The sequence below is a fragment of the Cyanobium gracile UHCC 0139 genome (assembly GCF_034931325.1).
GTDB lineage: Bacteria > Cyanobacteriota > Cyanobacteriia > PCC-6307 > Cyanobiaceae > Cyanobium > Cyanobium gracile_B.
The window spans coordinates 195,670-210,833 of sequence record NZ_JAYGHX010000003.1 but is presented as its reverse complement, the minus strand read 5'-3'; the positions used below and the strand labels follow the sequence as shown (position 1 = coordinate 210,833).

Below are 15,164 nucleotides of genomic sequence, written 5' to 3'. Positions count from 1 at the left end.
ACGGGCCCGACCATGGTTGAAATGCGTGTCGCCGGGATCGCCCTGGATGCGGCCAGCCGCAGCCCCATCGTTCTGCTGCGCGACCCTTCCGGCCGCCGGCAGGTGCCGATCTGGATCGACCAGGCCCAGGCCCAGAACATCCTCTCGGGCCTCAACCGGGAACGGCCGCCCCGGCCCCTCAGTCACGACCTGATGGCCAGCCTGCTGGAGGCCGGCGGCCTGCGGCTGGAGCGGGTGATCATCCACACGATCGAGGACAACACGTTCCGGGCCGTCCTCAAGCTGCAGAGCGGCAGCGAGCGGGCCCTCGAACTGGACGCCCGACCCAGCGATGCCATCGCCCTGGCCCTGCGCACCGACAGCGGCATCTGGATGCTGGAGGAGGTGGTCGCCGACGCCTCGATACCCGTCGATGCGGAGGCCGATGCCGAGGACCAGGAGGATTTCCGACGCTTCCTGGACCGCACCACCCCGGCCGACCTGATCCGCCACATCGGCCGCACCGTCGCCGAGGCCGATCCGGGCCCGGAGGACGGCCCCGAGGGCGGCGGTCCTGGCCTCTGAGCCGCCGGTGGCGCCGCTGGCGGCGGCACGGCGGCCCTTCGGACAGGGGAGGCCGGTGTCGGCCTTCACCCTCGGCACGATGCGGGCCCTCGACGCCCCGGCGGTGATGGAGGCGGTGCTGGACGCGGCCGTGGCGGCGGGCATCAACCACATCGAGACGGCCCCCGCCTACGGCCCGGCCGAGGCCTTCCTCGGCCGGGCCCTGGCGCGGCTGGGGGAGCGGGATCCCGCCGGCCGAGCGGCCCTGGTGCTGACCAGCAAGCTGCTGCCGGGACCGGACCTGGACGACGGCCGGGCCCAGCTGCGGGCCTGCCTGCGGCGGCTGGGGGTGGAGCGGCTCGACAATCTGGCTGTGCACGGCCTCAACCGGCCGGAGCATCTGGCCTGGGCCCTCACGGGGCCGGGGGCCGAGCTGCTGGCCTGGGCCACAGGCGAGGGGCTGGTGGGGCAGGTGGGCTTCAGCAGCCACGGCGACACGGCCCTGATCGCGACGGCCCTGGAAAGCGGCCGCTTCGGCTTCTGCAGCCTGCATGTGCATCTGTTCGACCAGGAGCGGCTGCCCCTGGCCCGTTCCGCCCTGGCGGCGGGGATCGGCGTGATGGCCATCTCCCCGGCCGACAAGGGCGGCCGTCTCCATGACCCTTCCGGCGAGCTGGTCGCCGACTGCGCCCCCTTCGCGCCGCTGGAGCTGGCCTACCGCTTCCTGCTGGCCGAGGGGATCAGCACCCTCACCCTGGGGGCCGCCGTGCCGGAGGACCTGGCCTGGGCGGTGCGCCTGGCCGACGCCGGCCCCCCCGCCACGGCCACCCCCGCGGCCACGGACGGGCGGGAGCTGGTGGCGGCGCTGGCCCGCCTGGAAGCCGCCGGCCGGGAGCGGCTCGGGGCCGACCGCTGCGGCCAGTGCCGCCAGTGCCTGCCCTGCCCCAACGCCGTGCCGATCCCGGCCCTGCTGCGGCTGCGCAACCTGGCGGTCGGCCATGGCATGGAGCCCTTCGCCACGGAGCGCTACAACCTGATCGGCCGGGCCGGCCACTGGTGGGAGGCGGTGGATGCCTCCGCCTGCGGCCGCTGCGGCGCCTGCCTGCCCCGCTGTCCGCTGCAGCTGCCCATCCCCGACCTGCTGGCGGACACCCACCGCCGGCTGGCCGCCGCCCCGCGACGGCGCCTGTGGGGCTGAGCCCGGGCCGGTGGATCAGGTGGCGGCAACCGGGGCCGCCCCATCCCAGAGCTGCTGCAGAGCCGCCCGCTCGGCGGCGTTGAGGGGCGCCAGGCTGAAGCAGCGCTCCAGCACCGCCTGGGGAGGCAGCAGCAGGGCGGCGACGGCCGCCGGGAAGTCCGTCAGGGCCCGCTGCAGCTGGTCCCTGGGCAGGGGCGGCACCCAGCCGGCCGCCAGCAGGGCCGGCAGCAGGGGGGGCTCCAGGGCCTCCCCCAGCCACTCCAGGGGCGGCTCCGGATGGGGCCCAGCCGGCCGCAGCAGCAGGTTCCAGGTGAGGGGGGAGCCGCTCTCAGGCAGCAGCACCTGGAGCCGGGGATCCCGGCGCAGCAGGCCCACCACCCGCTGGCGGGGCAGCACGGCGGCCTCGGCCTCGCCGGTGAGCAGCAGGCTGAGCCCGTCACGGTCGTCGTAGGCCAGGGCGGCGCGCCGGAGCCGCCGCAGGCGCTCCAGGTCCTCCCCGGCCAGGGCGATCGTCACCCGGGGGGAGGAGGGCAGCACCAGCCGGCCGGCCAGGCTGGGGTCGAGCAGCAGATCCCAGCCCTCGGCGCGGCGCCGGGCCAGGTCCGGGCGGCTGCGCAGCACCAGTACCCAGGGGCCATAGGACCAGGGGAAGGCCAGGGGGCCGGCGCCGGGCGGGCCATGGAGGTGGGCCAGCGGGGCCGCCATCGGCGTGAGCCGCTCGATCAGGGCCGGGGTGCCGATGGGCTGGAGGTCGGCGGGCCTGAGCTCGGCGGCCCAGCCATCGCTGAGCTGCAGCAGACCCGTCCGGGGAGCGGCCGCCCGGGCCAGCACCTGGGCGGGATCCTCCAGGAGCTGGCTGCGCCAGGGCTTCGGCAGGCGCCGGGCCCAGGCGGGGGGCAGGTCGCCCCGGCTGGCCAGCAGCAGCGGCTCCTGGCGTTCGCAGCCGGCCAGCAGGGTGAGGGCGGAGGCGGCCCCGAGACGCAGCAGGGTGCGGCGGCTGAGGGCCGGGGTCGGCGGTGGGGGGAAGGGGGCACCCATTCAGCGGACCGTAGGCGGCGGCGGCCCCAGAAGCGTGGCGCAGGCCTGGTCGCACAGGCGGGCGAGGGCCGGGGCGGAGCGGCCGCTGAGCTGCCAGAGCAGGGACAGGCCCCCCGCCCCCACCCCTTCTTTGACATAACCCTGCTCATAGGCCGTCAGGGCCGGGTGGCAGGGCTCGGGGAAGCGCAGGTCGGCCGCGAAGGCCAGGGGCTCCACCCCCCAGCGCTTGCCGATGCGCCGCAGCAGCAGGGCCAGGTCGCTGCCGGCCTCGTGGGCCACCCAGGCGGTCGTGCCCACGGCCGCGGCGGCGGCAACCGCCGGGCGCAGGGCGGGGGGCGCCAGGGCCAGGGCCAGGGCCAGCACCGCCGCCATCTGGCTGCCCCCCGCCAGCAGCACCGGCCGGCCGCCGGCGGCGGCGGCCAGCACCAGGGCGGCGGCCAGGGGCTGCATCGGATCCCCCACGGCAGCAACCACCCGCACCGCATCGCTCCGATCTCCCGCTCCGGCCACGGCCAGGCCCGCCGCCGCCAGCCCCCGGGCCACCAGGGCCGCCTTGCGGCCGTGGTCGGGGTGGCGCAGGCTGCCGCTCACCAGCCCATCGGCCGCCACCCCCAGCCCCGTCAGCACCGCCAGGGCGGTGCTGGTGCCCCCGGGCACGCATTCCGCCAGCAGCAGGGGGCGCCCTGGCGGCAAGCGTTCCCCCCAGCGCCGGCCCAGGGCCAGCAGGGCCTCCAGCCGCCCCGGATCGAGGGCGGCACCGCCGCTCAGGCAGCGGGCCGGCCCGGCCCCCGCCGGAGCCGGCAGCCGCAGGTGGGGCACCGCCGGGGCCACCGGGCAACCCAGGTCGACCAGCAGGGGAACCAGGCCCAGCTCCCGCAGCACCACATGGCTGATCAGGGCGGGGGACACCCCGGCCGGGAGGGGCGGCAGGGCATGGGGGAGCTCGCCGGCGGGGCCCAGCAGCAGCAGCTCGGCATCGGCCGCCGCCGTGCGGCGGCGGGAGACGGGGGTGGCGCCGGCGGCGGAGATGCCCGGCACGGCGGCCGTGTCGGTGCCCGCCAGCAGGACCAGCACCTCCGCGTCGCGCCACCCTTGCCACCAGGGCCGGCCCCAGGCCTCGGCGGCAGACGCGGAACCGATGATCAACCCCGGCAGGCTCAAAGGGGGTCGAGGGCCACCAGGCCGCGCAGGGCCGGCGGCGGCTCACTGATGGGCTGGTCGAGCCGGGGGAAGATCCAGTAGGCCACGGCATGGAGGGCCAGCACCACGATCAGGTTCTGGAGCAGCACCAGCAGCACGGCAGCCACCTGCACCTGGTCGAGATCGAACCCGCCCGCCAGACCCACCACCCCCGCCACGCGATCGAGCAGGTTGGCCGCGGCGGTGGTGATCACCACCCAGAGGTTCTCCCCCACCAGCACCGAGAGCACGGCCACCCGCACCAGGAAGCCGGCGGCGCCGATCAGGCCCCCCACCCCCAGGGTGAGCCACCAGCTGCTGCGGCGTCGCCAGCCCCAGCCCAGCCAGAGGGAGAGCAGGCCGTAGGGGAACAGCACCAGGGGGCCGCGGATCGGGCCCATCAGGGCCACCAGCAGCAGGGTCGTCACCACCACGCCCTCCAGGGCGCAGCGCCCGCCATGGCGCAGCTGCAGCAGGGCCAGGGGCAGGGGCAGGGCGAGGCGGAACAGGGGGCTGCCCACCGGCAGGTAGTAGAGCGCCACCCAGAGGAGGGCGGTGGCGGCCGCGAGGTAGGCGGTGTCCATCAGCTGGCGCGCCTGGCGATGGCTCAGCTGGCGCCGGAGGGGAGGGGTCATCGGGTCAGCGCGGCGCCGGCGCCGGCCGGGAGGTGGCTGGGGCACTGCCATTGGCCGCGCCAGCGGGGGCCCCAGGAGTCTCGGCGGCCCCGGAGCCGGCCGCGGGCATGCGTTCGATCGTCTCCACCTCGAACGGCACGCCGGCGGCCCGCAGGGCCCTGGTGACCACCTCGGCCGGGGCGGAGGGATCCGCCTGGGGCAGGCGGATGGTGACGCGATAGGGGGCCGGACGGACGGCCGGGGCGACGGGGGCCGCCGGGGTGGCATCGGGCGCCGGGCGGGCCGGCGGCGTGGCTCCGGTCGGCGGAGGCTCCTTGCCGGCCGCAGGGCTCGGGGCGGCCGGGGTGGGCGCCGGCTGGGCCAGGGCGGTGGTCCGGGCGGGTGCGACCGGGGCGGTGGGAGCGACCGGGGCGCCCGAGAAACTGCGGGAGAGGGCGTCGCCGAACGCCGTGCCGCCACAGGCGGAGAGCAGCAGGGGCAGGGTCAGCAGGGGTCCCGCCAGCAAAAGGGGGAGGCGGGGCGCGGCCATCAGCTCGCCGCGGGCTTGATCACCCGCACGGAGCTGGCCCTCAGGCGACCGGACTTGGTGGTGGCGGGGGGCTTCTTGGCGGCGGCGCCTGTCGCGCCGGTGGACTTGGCGGCCGCGCTCCTGGTGGACGGAGCCTTGGCGGTTCCCGTCTTGGCAGTCGATTTCCTGGCAGCAGATTTCCTGGCGGCGGGCTTGGCGGCGGCCTTGGCGGCCAGCAGCTCGACCGCCTGCTCCAGGCTGATGGTCTCGGCGGTGGTGCCCTCCGGCAGGGAGGCATTCACCTTGCCCTGCTTGACGTAGAGGCCGTAGGGACCGTCGAAGAGCTGGATGGCCTCATCGGAACCCTCGGGCACGCCCAGATCCTTGAGGGCCGTGCGGCCGCCGCGGCCCTTCTTGGGCATCGCCAGCAGCTCCAGGGCCCGGCTCAGCCCCACCGCCAGCACGTCATCCTCGGCCTTGAGGGAGCGGTAGTCCTTCTCGCCCTTGCCCTTGTCGTGAACCACGTAGGGACCGAAGCGTCCCAGCCCGGCCTGCACCTTGCCGCCGTCGGGGTGCTCGCCCAGGAGGCGGGGCAGCCGCAGCAGCCCCAGGGCATCCTCGAGGCTGAGGTCCTCGGGCTTGACCCCCTTGGGCAGGGAGGCCCGCTTGGGTTTCGGCACCTCCTCGCTGACCTGGCCTCGCTGCACGTAGGGGCCGTACTGGCCGAACAACAGATAGACCTGCTCGCCGGTCTCGGGGTCCTCGCCGAGGGATTCGGGCCCCTCGGCCTTCTGGCGCAGCAGCAGTTCGGCCTTCTCGGCGTCGAGGTCGGCCGGGGTGATCTCCTGGGGCAGGGTGGCCTTGAGCAGCTCCTCGCTGCCGTCGTCGGCCACCCGCTTGGTCTCCAGGTAGGCGCCGAAGCGGCCGATGCGCACCACGCAGGGCAGGCCCTCCAGCACCACCGTGCGGGAGATGCCGGGGTCGATGTCGCCCTCCCGTTGCTGCACCTGGGTCTCCAGGCCCTTCTCCCCCTTGTAGAAGCCCTCCAGGTACGGCAGCCAGGACACCTTGCCCGTGGAGATCTCGTCGAGGGTGTGCTCCATCTTCGAGGTGAAGGCCGTGTCCACCAGGTCGGGGAAGTGCTCCTCCAGCAGGGCCGTCACGGCGAAGGCCGTGAAACTGGGGGTGAGGGAGTTGTTCTGCAGGGTGGCGTAACCCCGGTCGACGATGGTGCCGATGATGCTGGCGTAGGTGGAGGGGCGGCCGATGCCCTCCTTCTCCAGGGTCTTGACCAGAGCCGCCTCGCTGTAGCGGGCGGGGGGCTGGGTCTGGTGGCCGAGGGCCTCGACGCCGCGGCAGAGGGGCGCATCGCCGACGGCGAGCGAAGGCAACAGCACTTCCTGCCCCTCCAGGGCCGCATCGGGGTCGTCGCTGCCCTCCACGTAGGCACGGAAGAAGCCGGCGAAGTCGATGCGCTTGCCGCTGGCCCGGAAGGTGGCCCCGGCTGCCTCGATGTCGACGGCCAGCAGGGTGAGCCGGGCATCGGCCATCTGGCTGGCCACGGTGCGCTTCCAGATGAGTTCGTAGAGCGCCAGGTCGCGGCCGTCGAGGCCGGTGTCCTTGGGCGTGCGGAAGCTCTCGCCGGCGGGCCGGATCGCCTCGTGGGCCTCCTGGGCGTTGCGGGCCTTGGTGCTGAACTGGCGCGGCGCCGGGCTGAGGAACTCCTTGCCGTACATGGCGCCGACGCAGTTGCGCGCCGCCGTCAGGGCCTGGTCGGAGAGGTGCACCGAGTCGGTGCGCATGTAGGTGATGAAGCCCCGCTCGTAGAGGGCCTGGGCCGTGCGCATGGTGTCGCGGGCCGAGAGCCGCAGCTTGCGGTTGGCCTCCTGCTGCAGGGTGCTGGTGGTGAAGGGGGGCACGGGCTTGCGCACCGTGGGCTTCTCCTCCACCGCCGCCACCCGCCAGGGCGAGCTTTCCACGGCGGCCTTGAGCGCCGACGCCTCCGCCTCGCTGAGCAGCTTCACCTTGCTGCCGGGCTTCAGGCCGCCGGTGGTCTCGTCGAAGTCGGAGCCGCCGGCGATGCGCTCGGCCCCGACGTGGGTGAGCTTGGCCTCGAAGGGCGAGGCCGTCTGCTCAAGGCGGGCCTTGAGATCCCAGTAGCTGCCGCTGCGGAACGCCCGCCGGGCCCGCTCGCGCTGTACCAGCAACCGCACCGCCACCGACTGGACCCGGCCGGCAGAGAGGCCCCAGGCCACCTTCTTCCAGAGCAGGGGCGAGAGGGTGTAGCCCACCAGCCGATCGAGGATCCGCCGGGTCTCCTGGGCATGGACCAGCTCCATGTCCAGATCACGGGTCTGGTCGAGGGCGCGGCCGATCGCCTCCTTGGTGATCTCGTGGAACACCATCCGCTTCACCGGCACCTTCGGCCCGAGCAGCTGGAGCAGGTGCCAGCTGATGCTCTCGCCTTCGCGGTCCTCATCCGTGGCCAGCAGCAGCTGGTCGGCGTCCTTGAGGGCGTCCTTGAGCTCCTTGACCACCTTTTTCTTGTCCTTCGGCACCACGTAAAGCGGTTCGAAGCCGTTGGCGGTGTTGACGCCGAGGTTGGCCCACTTCTCGCCCTTGTGGGCGGCCGGAATCTCGCTGGCGTTGTTGGGAAGATCGCGCACGTGGCCCATCGACGCCTCCACCCGGAAGGTCTTGGGCAGGAACGCCCGGATGGTGCGGGCCTTGGTGGGGCTCTCGACGATGACCAGGGTGTGGGCCACGGGAAGGCGCGATACCGCTTCCTTCTTTATCGCATCGACGGGCCCGGCGGGTATCCGGGCACCAGACCTCCCCTCCAGATGGCGGCTACAGTCCGCCACATTGCGCGCCTACCCGAACCCTGTGGCCGACCTGTTTCTGGCAGCAGCGACCGCCGCCACCACTGCCGCCACGGCGGCCGAGGCCATCGCCTCGGGCCTGGGAACCAGCGCCATGGCCCTGCAGCTGAACGCCGGAGCGATCGCGCCGGAGGCGGCCGTGCTGCTGACCCTGGTGGTGTGTCTCGTCGTCGACCTCGCCGGCGAAAAAGCCGCCAGCCGCTGGGTGCCGCCCATCTGCTACGGCGGTCTGGGCGCCTCCCTGGTGCTGCTGGCCCTGCAGTGGAACAGCCCCCTGGAGCCTTCCTTCCTCGGCTCCTTCCTGGCCGACAACCTGGCCATCGCCTTCCGGGCGGTGGTGGCCGCCTCCACCCTAATCTCCCTGCTGCTGAGCTGGCGCTATGTGGAGCGCAGCGGCACACCGATGGGCGAATACGCCGCCATCCTGCTGGCCGCCACCCTGGGGGCCATGTTCCTGTGCGGCTCCACCGATCTGGTCAGCATCTTCATCTCCCTGGAAACCCTCTCGGTCGCCAGTTACCTGCTGGCGGGCTACATGAAGCGGGACGCCCGCAGTTCCGAGGCGGCCCTGAAGTACCTGCTGGTGGGATCGGCCGCCGCGGCGGTGTTCCTCTACGGCGCCTCCCTTCTGTACGGCCTCAGCGGCGGCGCCACCAGCCTGGCCACCATCGGGTTGTCCCTGCAGACCAGCGCCTCGCCGATCACCGCCCTGGCCCTGGTGTTCGTGCTGGCCACCGTGGCCTTCAAGATCGCCGCCGTGCCCTTCCACCAGTGGACGCCTGACGTCTATGAGGGGTCCCCCACCCCTGTGGTGGCCTTCCTCTCGGTGGGCTCCAAGGCGGCCGGCTTCGCCCTGGCGGTGCGGCTCCTGGTGGGCTGCTTCGAGAGCTTCGATGCCCAGTGGAAGTTCCTGTTCACCGTGCTGGCGGTGCTGAGCATGGTGCTGGGCAACGTGGTGGCCCTGGCCCAGACCTCGATGAAGCGGATGCTGGCCTACAGCTCCATCGGCCAGGCCGGCTTCGTGATGATCGGCCTGGTGTGCGGCACCGAGGACGGCTTCTCGGCGATGGTCCTCTACATGGCCGCCTATCTGTTCATGAACCTGGGGGCGTTCGCCTGCATCATCCTGTTCTCGCTCCGCACCGGCAGCGACCGCATCGCTGACTACGCCGGTCTCTATCAGAAAGATCCGCTGATCACGCTCGGGCTGAGTCTGTGCCTGCTGTCCCTCGGCGGCATCCCGCCGATGCTGGGCTTCTTCGGCAAGATCTACCTCTTCTTCGCCGGCTGGGCCGACCACCAGTACCTGCTCGTCGTGGTGGGTCTGGTCACCTCGGTGGTGTCGATCTACTACTACATCTCGGTGATCAAGATGATGGTGGTCAAAGAACCCCAGGAGGCCTCCGATGTGGTCAAGTCCTACCCCGCCATCACCTGGAATCTGGCCGGCATGCAGCCCCTGCGGGCGGCCCTGGTGGGCTGCGTGGTGATCACCGCCGTGGGTGGGGTGCTCTCCAGCCCCCTGTTCGACTGGGCCAGCTCCACCGTGGCCGGCACCCCGATCCTGCAGCAGGCCATCGCGGCCAGCGCCATCGCCCCCCTGGGCTGAGTCGGGAGCAGATTTCCCTAGCCTGGCGGCCATGGAGTCCCTCCCCCCACCGGTGGCCGAACTGGTCCACGTGTCGAAGGTCTACGGCAGCGGCGACACCGAGGTGCGCGCCCTCGACGACCTGTCGCTGACGGTCCAGCAGGGTGACTACCTGGCGGTGATGGGGGCCAGCGGCTCCGGCAAGAGCACGGCGATGAACATCCTCGGCTGCCTGGACCGCCCCAGCTCCGGCAGCTACCGGCTCAACGGCACCGATGTCGACAGCCTCGACGACGACGAGCTGGCCGACCTGCGCAACCAGCAGCTGGGCTTCGTCTTCCAGCAGTTCCACCTGCTGCCCCAGCTGAGCGCGATCGACAACGTGATGCTGCCGATGATCTACGCCCGCGTCCCCAAGGAGGAGCGGCGACGGCGAGCCCTGGCGGCCCTCGATCGGGTGGGCCTCTCCCACCGGCTGGAGAACAAGCCCAACCAGCTCTCCGGGGGCCAGCAGCAGCGGGTGGCTCTGGCCCGGGCCATCATCAACGATCCGGCCATGCTGCTGGCCGACGAGCCCACCGGCGCCCTCGACTCCCACACCACCGAGGAGGTGCTGAGCCTGTTCGGCGATCTCAACGCCCAGGGCATCACCATCCTGCTGGTGACCCATGAAACCGAAGTCGGCGCCAGGGCCGACCGGGTGGTGCACTTCCGCGACGGCCGCATCAGCGCCTGAGGCGCCCTCAGCCCGGCGTCGGCCGGGAGGCGGGTGGTGGGCCCAGCTTCTCGCCGGGCAGCGGCAGGGGGGAGCGGGGACGCTCGAGGGTGGCGATCAGCTGACCCATCAGCAGGGCCACCGCGTCGGTGGGGCCGCTGCCGTCGGCTCCGGCCAGGCCGGCGAACAGGCCGCCGCCCGGATCGAGATCGCCGGGATCGGTGGCCACCCAGCCGCCGTCCTGGGGCAGGCGCAGCTCGAAATGCAGGTGGGGCCCGGTGCTCAGGCCCGTGCTGCCGACCCGGCCGATCACCTCGCCCTGGCGCACCATCTCGCCGTCCTTGACGTAGAGCTCGGAGAGGTGGCCGTAGAGGGTGCGGCGCCGGGGCCGGTCGTGCTCCAGCTCCACCGCCAGGCCGTAGCCGCCGGCCAGGCCGCTGCTGACGACACGCCCGGAGAGGGCGGCCACCACCGGTGTGCCCTCGGGCGCCGCCAGGTCACGGCCGGCGTGCATCAGCCAGCTGCCCAGAACCGGATGCAGGCGATAACCGAAGCCGCTGGTGGTGACGGCCGAGCCGATCAGGGGAAAGAGCAGCCGCTGGTTGCCGTTGCCGACGATCGGGGCGGGCCGGGGGGTGACGCGGAACACGTCAGTGAGCCGGAAGCTGCCGCCGGCGCCGGTGAGCAGGGCGCTGACGGGCACGGTGATCGGGGGCAGGGGGGAGGCATCGAAGCCGAAGCCGCCGAAACCGGCGCCGCGGCCACCAGCCACCAGATCCCCCTCGCCCAGTCCGTCGCTGAGGCCATCCTTGCGGCCGCGGCCGATGATGATCACCCCGGTGCTGCACTCCTGAGCCGAGAGGGCACCAGCCTTGCAGGCCCGGCTGCGGGTGGCGGCCTCCTGCGGCGACAGCAGTGAGCCGCGCACCCGCACCCGCTCGGCGGGGGTGACGACCCCCTCCCGCACCAGGGCATCGAGGGAGGCATCGAAGCGGCGGGGAGGCTCGGGCCGGCGCTCCGCCGTTCCGGGCCGCAGGGTGGGTGGAGGTGCTTCCCCCGTGACCGGGGGCGGGGGGGCCAGGGGCTGCACCGGCGCCTGGAACTCAGGGCGGGTCACCGGCGCCGCGATCCTCACCGAGGGACGCTGGACCGGCGTCGGTGCCAGGTCCGGCTGGTCCGTCGGCTCGAGGACGGGAACGGCCTGGGCGAGCACCAGCGGCATGGCCAGCCAGGAGGCCGTGGCGCCGGCGCCGAGCGCCGTCAGGACGGTGAGGGGCTGGGGAGCCATGTCAGGAAGGAGCGCCGTGGGGCGTGCAGGGGGACGTCCCGGCGCCGGGATTGCCGAACGACAGTGTACGGGCGGTGCTCATCCGGCGCCGAACCCACGGTGCAGCACCCGCTGGGCGCTGCCGGCCACCAGGCGCAGCCCGCCGTCGGCCGCCAGCCCGGCGGGCCACCAGTCGATGCCGTCGAGGTGGATCGGGCCATCGGGCAGATGCAGGCGCTGCTCCGCCTGCCGGCACACCTCCTGGGGCCGCCCGGCCCAGGCCATGGCCCACTCCAGAGCCGTCAACACCTCCCCGCACCAGAGCAGGGGATCGGCACGCCCGGCTCCCAGCGGTTCCGCCAAAGCCACGGCGCCGGCCGGCGCCCGGTTGGCAGCGTTGAGCCCCACCCCCACCCGGGCCCAGCGGCAGGTGCCCCCCCGCAGCCGCAGGCGGGGCAGCAGTCCCGCCAGCTTCCTGGGCCCGCCCCCACCGCCCCCCACGCCACCCCCCACGACCCCGCCGGGCAGCAGCAGATCGTTGGGCCACTTGAGCCGCACCGGCAGCCCCCGGGCCTCCAGCCGCAGGCAGAGCCCGACCGCCACCGCCAGCCCGGGCGCCGCGGCCGTCGCCACCGACGCCGGCCAGGGCATGGCCGCACTCAGCCAGACCCCTCCGGCCGGAGAGCTCCAGGGCCGGCCCTGCTGGCCGCGGCCGAAGCGCTGCCGGCGGGCGATCACCGCCCGGGGGGCGCGCAGCGGAGCGTCACCGACCAGCCGCGGATCCCGGGCCAGCCAGCGATCCAGTTCCGTTTCGGTGCTGGCACACACCGGCAGGCCCCGCAGCCGCCAGGGGGCCGGCTCCAGTTGGACCTCCATGGGCGCCTGGGGGAGCCGCCGCCGCCGGGCTCCGATCGCGCCGATCAAAACCGCCGCAGCCAGTCGCCGATGCGGGCCGCACCGGCCTCCAGTTCAGCAGCCGGGTGCACCAGGGCCAGCCGCTGCCAGCCCTCACCGCCGGGGCCGAAGCCGTTGCCGGGGGTGAGGCAGACGCCAGTGCCCTCCAGCAGGGCGGCGCAGAAGCGTTCCGAATCCAGCCCCCGGGCACGGGCCACCTCGGGGATCTGCAGCCACAGGTAGAGCGCCATCGACGGCAGGCGCACCGGCCAGCCCTGGGCCTCGAGGGCGGCGGCCATGCGGTCGCGGCGCTCGCGGTAGACGCCGCGCAGCTGCTCGGGCCAGTGGGGGGCCTGCTCCAGGGCGGCGATCGCCCCGGCCTGCAGCGCCAGGGACTGGTTGAAGTCCACCACCCCCTTGAGCTGGCGCAGGGCGGTGATCAGCTGCTCGGCGCCGATGGCGAAGGCGAGCCGGTAGCCGCCGAGGCACCAGCTCTTGGAGAAGGAGAAGAACTCGATGCCGCAGCGCCGCCAGTCGGGGTGGCGCAGCAGGGCGGGGGCCTCCCCCTCCAGGGCCAGATCCACGTAGGGGTTGTCGTGGGCCAGCACCACGTCGTGGCGCAGGGCCCGCTCCACCGCCCCATCCAGCCAGGCCTGGGTGCCGGTGGTGGCCGTGGGGTTGTGGGGGAACCCCAGCACCATCAGCGAGAGGTCCTGCCACTGGCTGGGGGACAGGCGGTCGTAATCGGGCCGCCAGCCGGCCTCGGCATCGAGGGGCAGCAGCACGGGTTCGGCGCTGGCCAGGTGCAGCCCGCCCATGTGGGACGGGTAGTAGGGGTCGAGCAGCAGGGCCCGATCGCCGGGGTTGAGCACCGCCAGGGGCAGGTGGGCCGTGCCCTCCTGGGAGCCCACCAGCAGCAGCACCTCCGTGTAGGGATCCACCGCCACGTCGAAGCGGCGGCGCGCCCAGGCGGCCACCGCCTCCCGGAAGGGCAGGGTGGCGGCATGGAGGCAGTAGGAGGCACTCTCGGGCCGGCTCAGGCCGGCGGCGATGGCCTCGAGGGCCACGGCCGGCGGCTGCAGGTCGGTGGAGCCGAGGGAGAGATCCAGCAGCGGCGGCAGGGGAGAGCCGTCCTGGCCGTGGCCGGCGGCGGCCCGGGCGCTGTAGGCGGCCTTGCGCTGGTCGTTGCGGGCGAAGACGCCGCTGCCGAGCCGCGACAGGCGCTCAGAGATGGGCATCCAGAAAAGCCTTCAGCTGGGACTGGGCCATGGCCCCTTCATGGCGGGCCAGTTCCTGGCCGCCGCGGAACAGGACCAGGGTGGGCAGACCCTGCACCTTGAGGCTGTCGCGGCTGACGGGGTTGGGGTCGGCCTCCAGCTTGCCGACGGTGAGGGGTCCGCCGGGGGCCTCGGCATAGGCCGTGGCGGCCCAGGTCATCAGGGGAGCCATCAGGCGGCAGGGGCCGCACCAGGGCGCCCAGACATCGACCAGGACCGGGCCCGGCACCTCCAGGACCGAGGCCTGGAAGTTGGCATCGGTGAGGTCGAGAACGGGGGAGTCGACGTCGGCGGGCACGGCACTGGGGGGAGCGGTGGCCCGATTGTATGAATTCAGAGCTTGTCGATGGACTGGCGCAGTTCCTCGAGCTCGGCGTTCACCTCGGCCACCTTCACCGGCTCCAGCTGGGGGGCCGGGCCTCCCTCCATGGGAAGGGAGATGGGGGTCTTGCCACCTTCGAGGCGGGTCTTGAGGGCCGCCAGCTCGTCGTAAACGTCGCTGCCCTCGAGGGCGGCGAACTGGCTTTCCAGGTCGGCACCGGCCAGCTCGGCGGCGGCCTGGCTGCGGGCCTCCATGTTGAGCACCTTCTCCTCCATCTGATCGAAGGCGGCCATCGAGCTGTTGGTGCTCAGGCTGCCCACGGCGTTCTGAAGCTGCTCCTGGGCCTGGGCCGCCTGGGCGCGGGCCTTGAGCATGTCCTTCTTGGTCTTGGCCTCGGCGATCTTGCCTTCCAGGGCGGTGAGGCTGCGCTTGAGGGTGTCGACCTGGGAAGCCTGGCCGCTGAGCTGGGCGTTGAGGGCGGTGGCGGTGTCCTGGTAGGTCTTGCGGCGGGAGAGGGATTCGCGGGCCAGATCCTCCTCCCCCTTCTTCAGGGCCAGCTCGGCACGCTCGTACCAGGTGCGGGCCTGGGCCTCGGCCTGCTCGGCCTGGTTCTGCAGCCGCTTCTGGCTGGCGATGGCGGTGGCCACGGCCTGGCGCAGCTTGACCAGATCGGCCTGCATGTCGGCCACGGACTGGTCGAGGATCTTGGCCGGATCCTCCGCCTTGCTCACCAGATCGTTGAGGTTGGCGCGCAGAAGACGGCTCAGCCGATCGAAGAAACCCATGGAGGCGGGGCCAGTGCAGGAAATGAGCGTAGCCAGAACCTGCCGTCCGGTCTTCCCCACCCTTCAGCGGATTGCCGCACCCACACCCGACGAGGCGGTGCTCAGGTGTGGCGGCGCCGGGGGTCGGCCTGCAGCGTGAGGGCGTCGTCGCCCACGGAAGGGGTGGGGATCACCGCGTTGCCCCTGTTGGGGAGGAATCTCCGGACCACGACGCTGCCGGCATGGGTGTGGCCGAAGCAGTTCCGCAGCAGGGCCGGCAGGCGGTTGTCGAAGGTGTTGGGCGTCGCCCCGTCAACCCGGGAGCCGGTGGCCATCACCGGGCGATCCACCCCT

General features: G+C 73.3%; 15 protein-coding genes. 4 read left to right on the top strand and 11 right to left on the bottom strand.

Annotation, left to right across the window (positions count from 1 at the left end; genetic code table 11):
- The first annotated feature begins 12 nt into the window (after positions 1-12).
- Both VB738_RS07210 and VB738_RS07205 read left to right on the top strand, forming a co-directional pair.
- A complete protein-coding gene (locus tag VB738_RS07210; protein ID WP_323305093.1) occupies positions 13-564 on the top strand; it encodes a bifunctional nuclease family protein in 552 nt (183 codons plus the stop codon).
- Positions 565-580: 16 nt separating this feature from the next.
- Positions 581-1,741 carry an aldo/keto reductase gene (locus VB738_RS07205; protein ID WP_323305189.1) on the top strand — a complete coding sequence of 387 codons (1,161 nt, stop codon included), beginning with the start codon at positions 581-583 and terminating at the stop codon, positions 1,739-1,741.
- A gap of 15 nt (positions 1,742-1,756) precedes the next feature.
- On the opposite strand, the gene VB738_RS07200 is transcribed toward VB738_RS07205, so the two are convergent.
- Genes VB738_RS07200 through topA form a run of 5 tightly spaced genes read right to left on the bottom strand, consistent with a single transcriptional unit; the run spans position 1,757 to position 7,866 of the window.
- Positions 1,757-2,779: a twin-arginine translocation pathway signal gene (locus tag VB738_RS07200; protein ID WP_323305092.1), complete on the bottom strand. Its 1,023-nt coding sequence runs from the start codon at positions 2,777-2,779 to the stop codon at positions 1,757-1,759.
- Complete coding sequence (locus VB738_RS07195; RefSeq protein WP_323305091.1) at positions 2,780-3,925, bottom strand: TIGR00303 family protein; 1,146 nt, start codon at positions 3,923-3,925, stop codon at positions 2,780-2,782.
- An 11-nt stretch (positions 3,926-3,936) separates the two neighbouring features.
- Positions 3,937-4,593 carry a DUF2232 domain-containing protein gene (locus tag VB738_RS07190; protein WP_323305090.1) on the bottom strand — a complete coding sequence of 219 codons (657 nt, stop codon included), beginning with the start codon at positions 4,591-4,593 and terminating at the stop codon, positions 3,937-3,939.
- Between the two features lie 4 nt (positions 4,594-4,597).
- Positions 4,598-5,122, bottom strand: coding sequence for a hypothetical protein (locus VB738_RS07185; protein ID WP_323305089.1), 525 nt, complete (start codon positions 5,120-5,122; stop codon positions 4,598-4,600).
- Positions 5,122-7,866 (bottom strand): type I DNA topoisomerase, encoded by a 2,745-nt coding sequence (gene topA / locus VB738_RS07180; protein ID WP_323305088.1) that lies wholly within the window; start codon positions 7,864-7,866, stop codon positions 5,122-5,124. Before topA ends, VB738_RS07185 begins: the two co-directional genes overlap by 1 nt.
- A gap of 211 nt (positions 7,867-8,077) precedes the next feature.
- Between topA and VB738_RS07175 the strand changes: the two genes are divergently transcribed.
- Both VB738_RS07175 and VB738_RS07170 read left to right on the top strand, forming a co-directional pair.
- On the top strand, positions 8,078-9,592 hold the full coding sequence (locus VB738_RS07175; RefSeq protein ID WP_323305188.1) for an NAD(P)H-quinone oxidoreductase subunit N: 1,515 nt from the start codon (positions 8,078-8,080) through the stop codon (positions 9,590-9,592).
- Between the two features lie 31 nt (positions 9,593-9,623).
- The gene (locus VB738_RS07170) at positions 9,624-10,307 is read left to right on the top strand and encodes an ABC transporter ATP-binding protein (RefSeq protein ID WP_094587460.1); all 684 of its coding nucleotides are present in this window, start codon (positions 9,624-9,626) and stop codon (positions 10,305-10,307) included.
- Positions 10,308-10,314: 7 nt separating this feature from the next.
- Here the strand turns inward: VB738_RS07170 and VB738_RS07165 are convergent, their stop codons facing one another.
- From VB738_RS07165 to VB738_RS07140, 6 genes are all read right to left on the bottom strand, one after another.
- Entirely contained in the window at positions 10,315-11,574 is a 1,260-nt protein-coding gene (locus VB738_RS07165; protein ID WP_323305087.1) for a M23 family metallopeptidase, read from the bottom strand.
- A gap of 78 nt (positions 11,575-11,652) precedes the next feature.
- Positions 11,653-12,429 carry a biotin--[acetyl-CoA-carboxylase] ligase gene (locus VB738_RS07160; protein WP_323305086.1) on the bottom strand — a complete coding sequence of 259 codons (777 nt, stop codon included), beginning with the start codon at positions 12,427-12,429 and terminating at the stop codon, positions 11,653-11,655.
- Positions 12,430-12,473: 44 nt separating this feature from the next.
- Positions 12,474-13,685 (bottom strand): aminotransferase class I/II-fold pyridoxal phosphate-dependent enzyme, encoded by a 1,212-nt coding sequence (locus tag VB738_RS07155; RefSeq protein WP_323305085.1) that lies wholly within the window; start codon positions 13,683-13,685, stop codon positions 12,474-12,476.
- A complete protein-coding gene (locus VB738_RS07150) occupies positions 13,672-14,022 on the bottom strand; it encodes a thioredoxin family protein (protein WP_323305084.1) in 351 nt (116 codons plus the stop codon). Before VB738_RS07150 ends, VB738_RS07155 begins: the two co-directional genes overlap by 14 nt.
- A gap of 35 nt (positions 14,023-14,057) precedes the next feature.
- Complete coding sequence (locus VB738_RS07145) at positions 14,058-14,831, bottom strand: PspA/IM30 family protein (RefSeq protein WP_323305083.1); 774 nt, start codon at positions 14,829-14,831, stop codon at positions 14,058-14,060.
- Between the two features lie 101 nt (positions 14,832-14,932).
- On the bottom strand, positions 14,933-15,145 hold the full coding sequence (locus tag VB738_RS07140; RefSeq protein ID WP_323305082.1) for a hypothetical protein: 213 nt from the start codon (positions 15,143-15,145) through the stop codon (positions 14,933-14,935).
- Between the last annotated feature and the right edge of the window lie 19 nt (positions 15,146-15,164).

What these genes read in the sequence shown, in the direction of transcription:
- VB738_RS07210 (WP_323305093.1), top strand. Translation starts at nt 13, where the DNA reads ATGGTTGAAATGCGTGTCGCCGGGATCGCCCTGGATGCGGCCAGCCGC.
- VB738_RS07200 (WP_323305092.1), bottom strand. Translation starts at nt 2,779, where the DNA reads ATGGGTGCCCCCTTCCCCCCACCGCCGACCCCGGCCCTCAGCCGCCGC.
- VB738_RS07190 (WP_323305090.1), bottom strand. Translation starts at nt 4,593, where the DNA reads ATGACCCCTCCCCTCCGGCGCCAGCTGAGCCATCGCCAGGCGCGCCAG.
- VB738_RS07185 (WP_323305089.1), bottom strand. Translation starts at nt 5,122, where the DNA reads ATGGCCGCGCCCCGCCTCCCCCTTTTGCTGGCGGGACCCCTGCTGACC.
- VB738_RS07175 (WP_323305188.1), top strand. Translation starts at nt 8,078, where the DNA reads ATGGCCCTGCAGCTGAACGCCGGAGCGATCGCGCCGGAGGCGGCCGTG.
- VB738_RS07170 (WP_094587460.1), top strand. Translation starts at nt 9,624, where the DNA reads ATGGAGTCCCTCCCCCCACCGGTGGCCGAACTGGTCCACGTGTCGAAG.
- VB738_RS07165 (WP_323305087.1), bottom strand. Translation starts at nt 11,574, where the DNA reads ATGGCTCCCCAGCCCCTCACCGTCCTGACGGCGCTCGGCGCCGGCGCC.
- VB738_RS07160 (WP_323305086.1), bottom strand. Translation starts at nt 12,429, where the DNA reads ATGGAGGTCCAACTGGAGCCGGCCCCCTGGCGGCTGCGGGGCCTGCCG.
- VB738_RS07155 (WP_323305085.1), bottom strand. Translation starts at nt 13,685, where the DNA reads ATGCCCATCTCTGAGCGCCTGTCGCGGCTCGGCAGCGGCGTCTTCGCC.
- VB738_RS07145 (WP_323305083.1), bottom strand. Translation starts at nt 14,831, where the DNA reads ATGGGTTTCTTCGATCGGCTGAGCCGTCTTCTGCGCGCCAACCTCAAC.
- VB738_RS07140 (WP_323305082.1), bottom strand. Translation starts at nt 15,145, where the DNA reads ATGGCCACCGGCTCCCGGGTTGACGGGGCGACGCCCAACACCTTCGAC.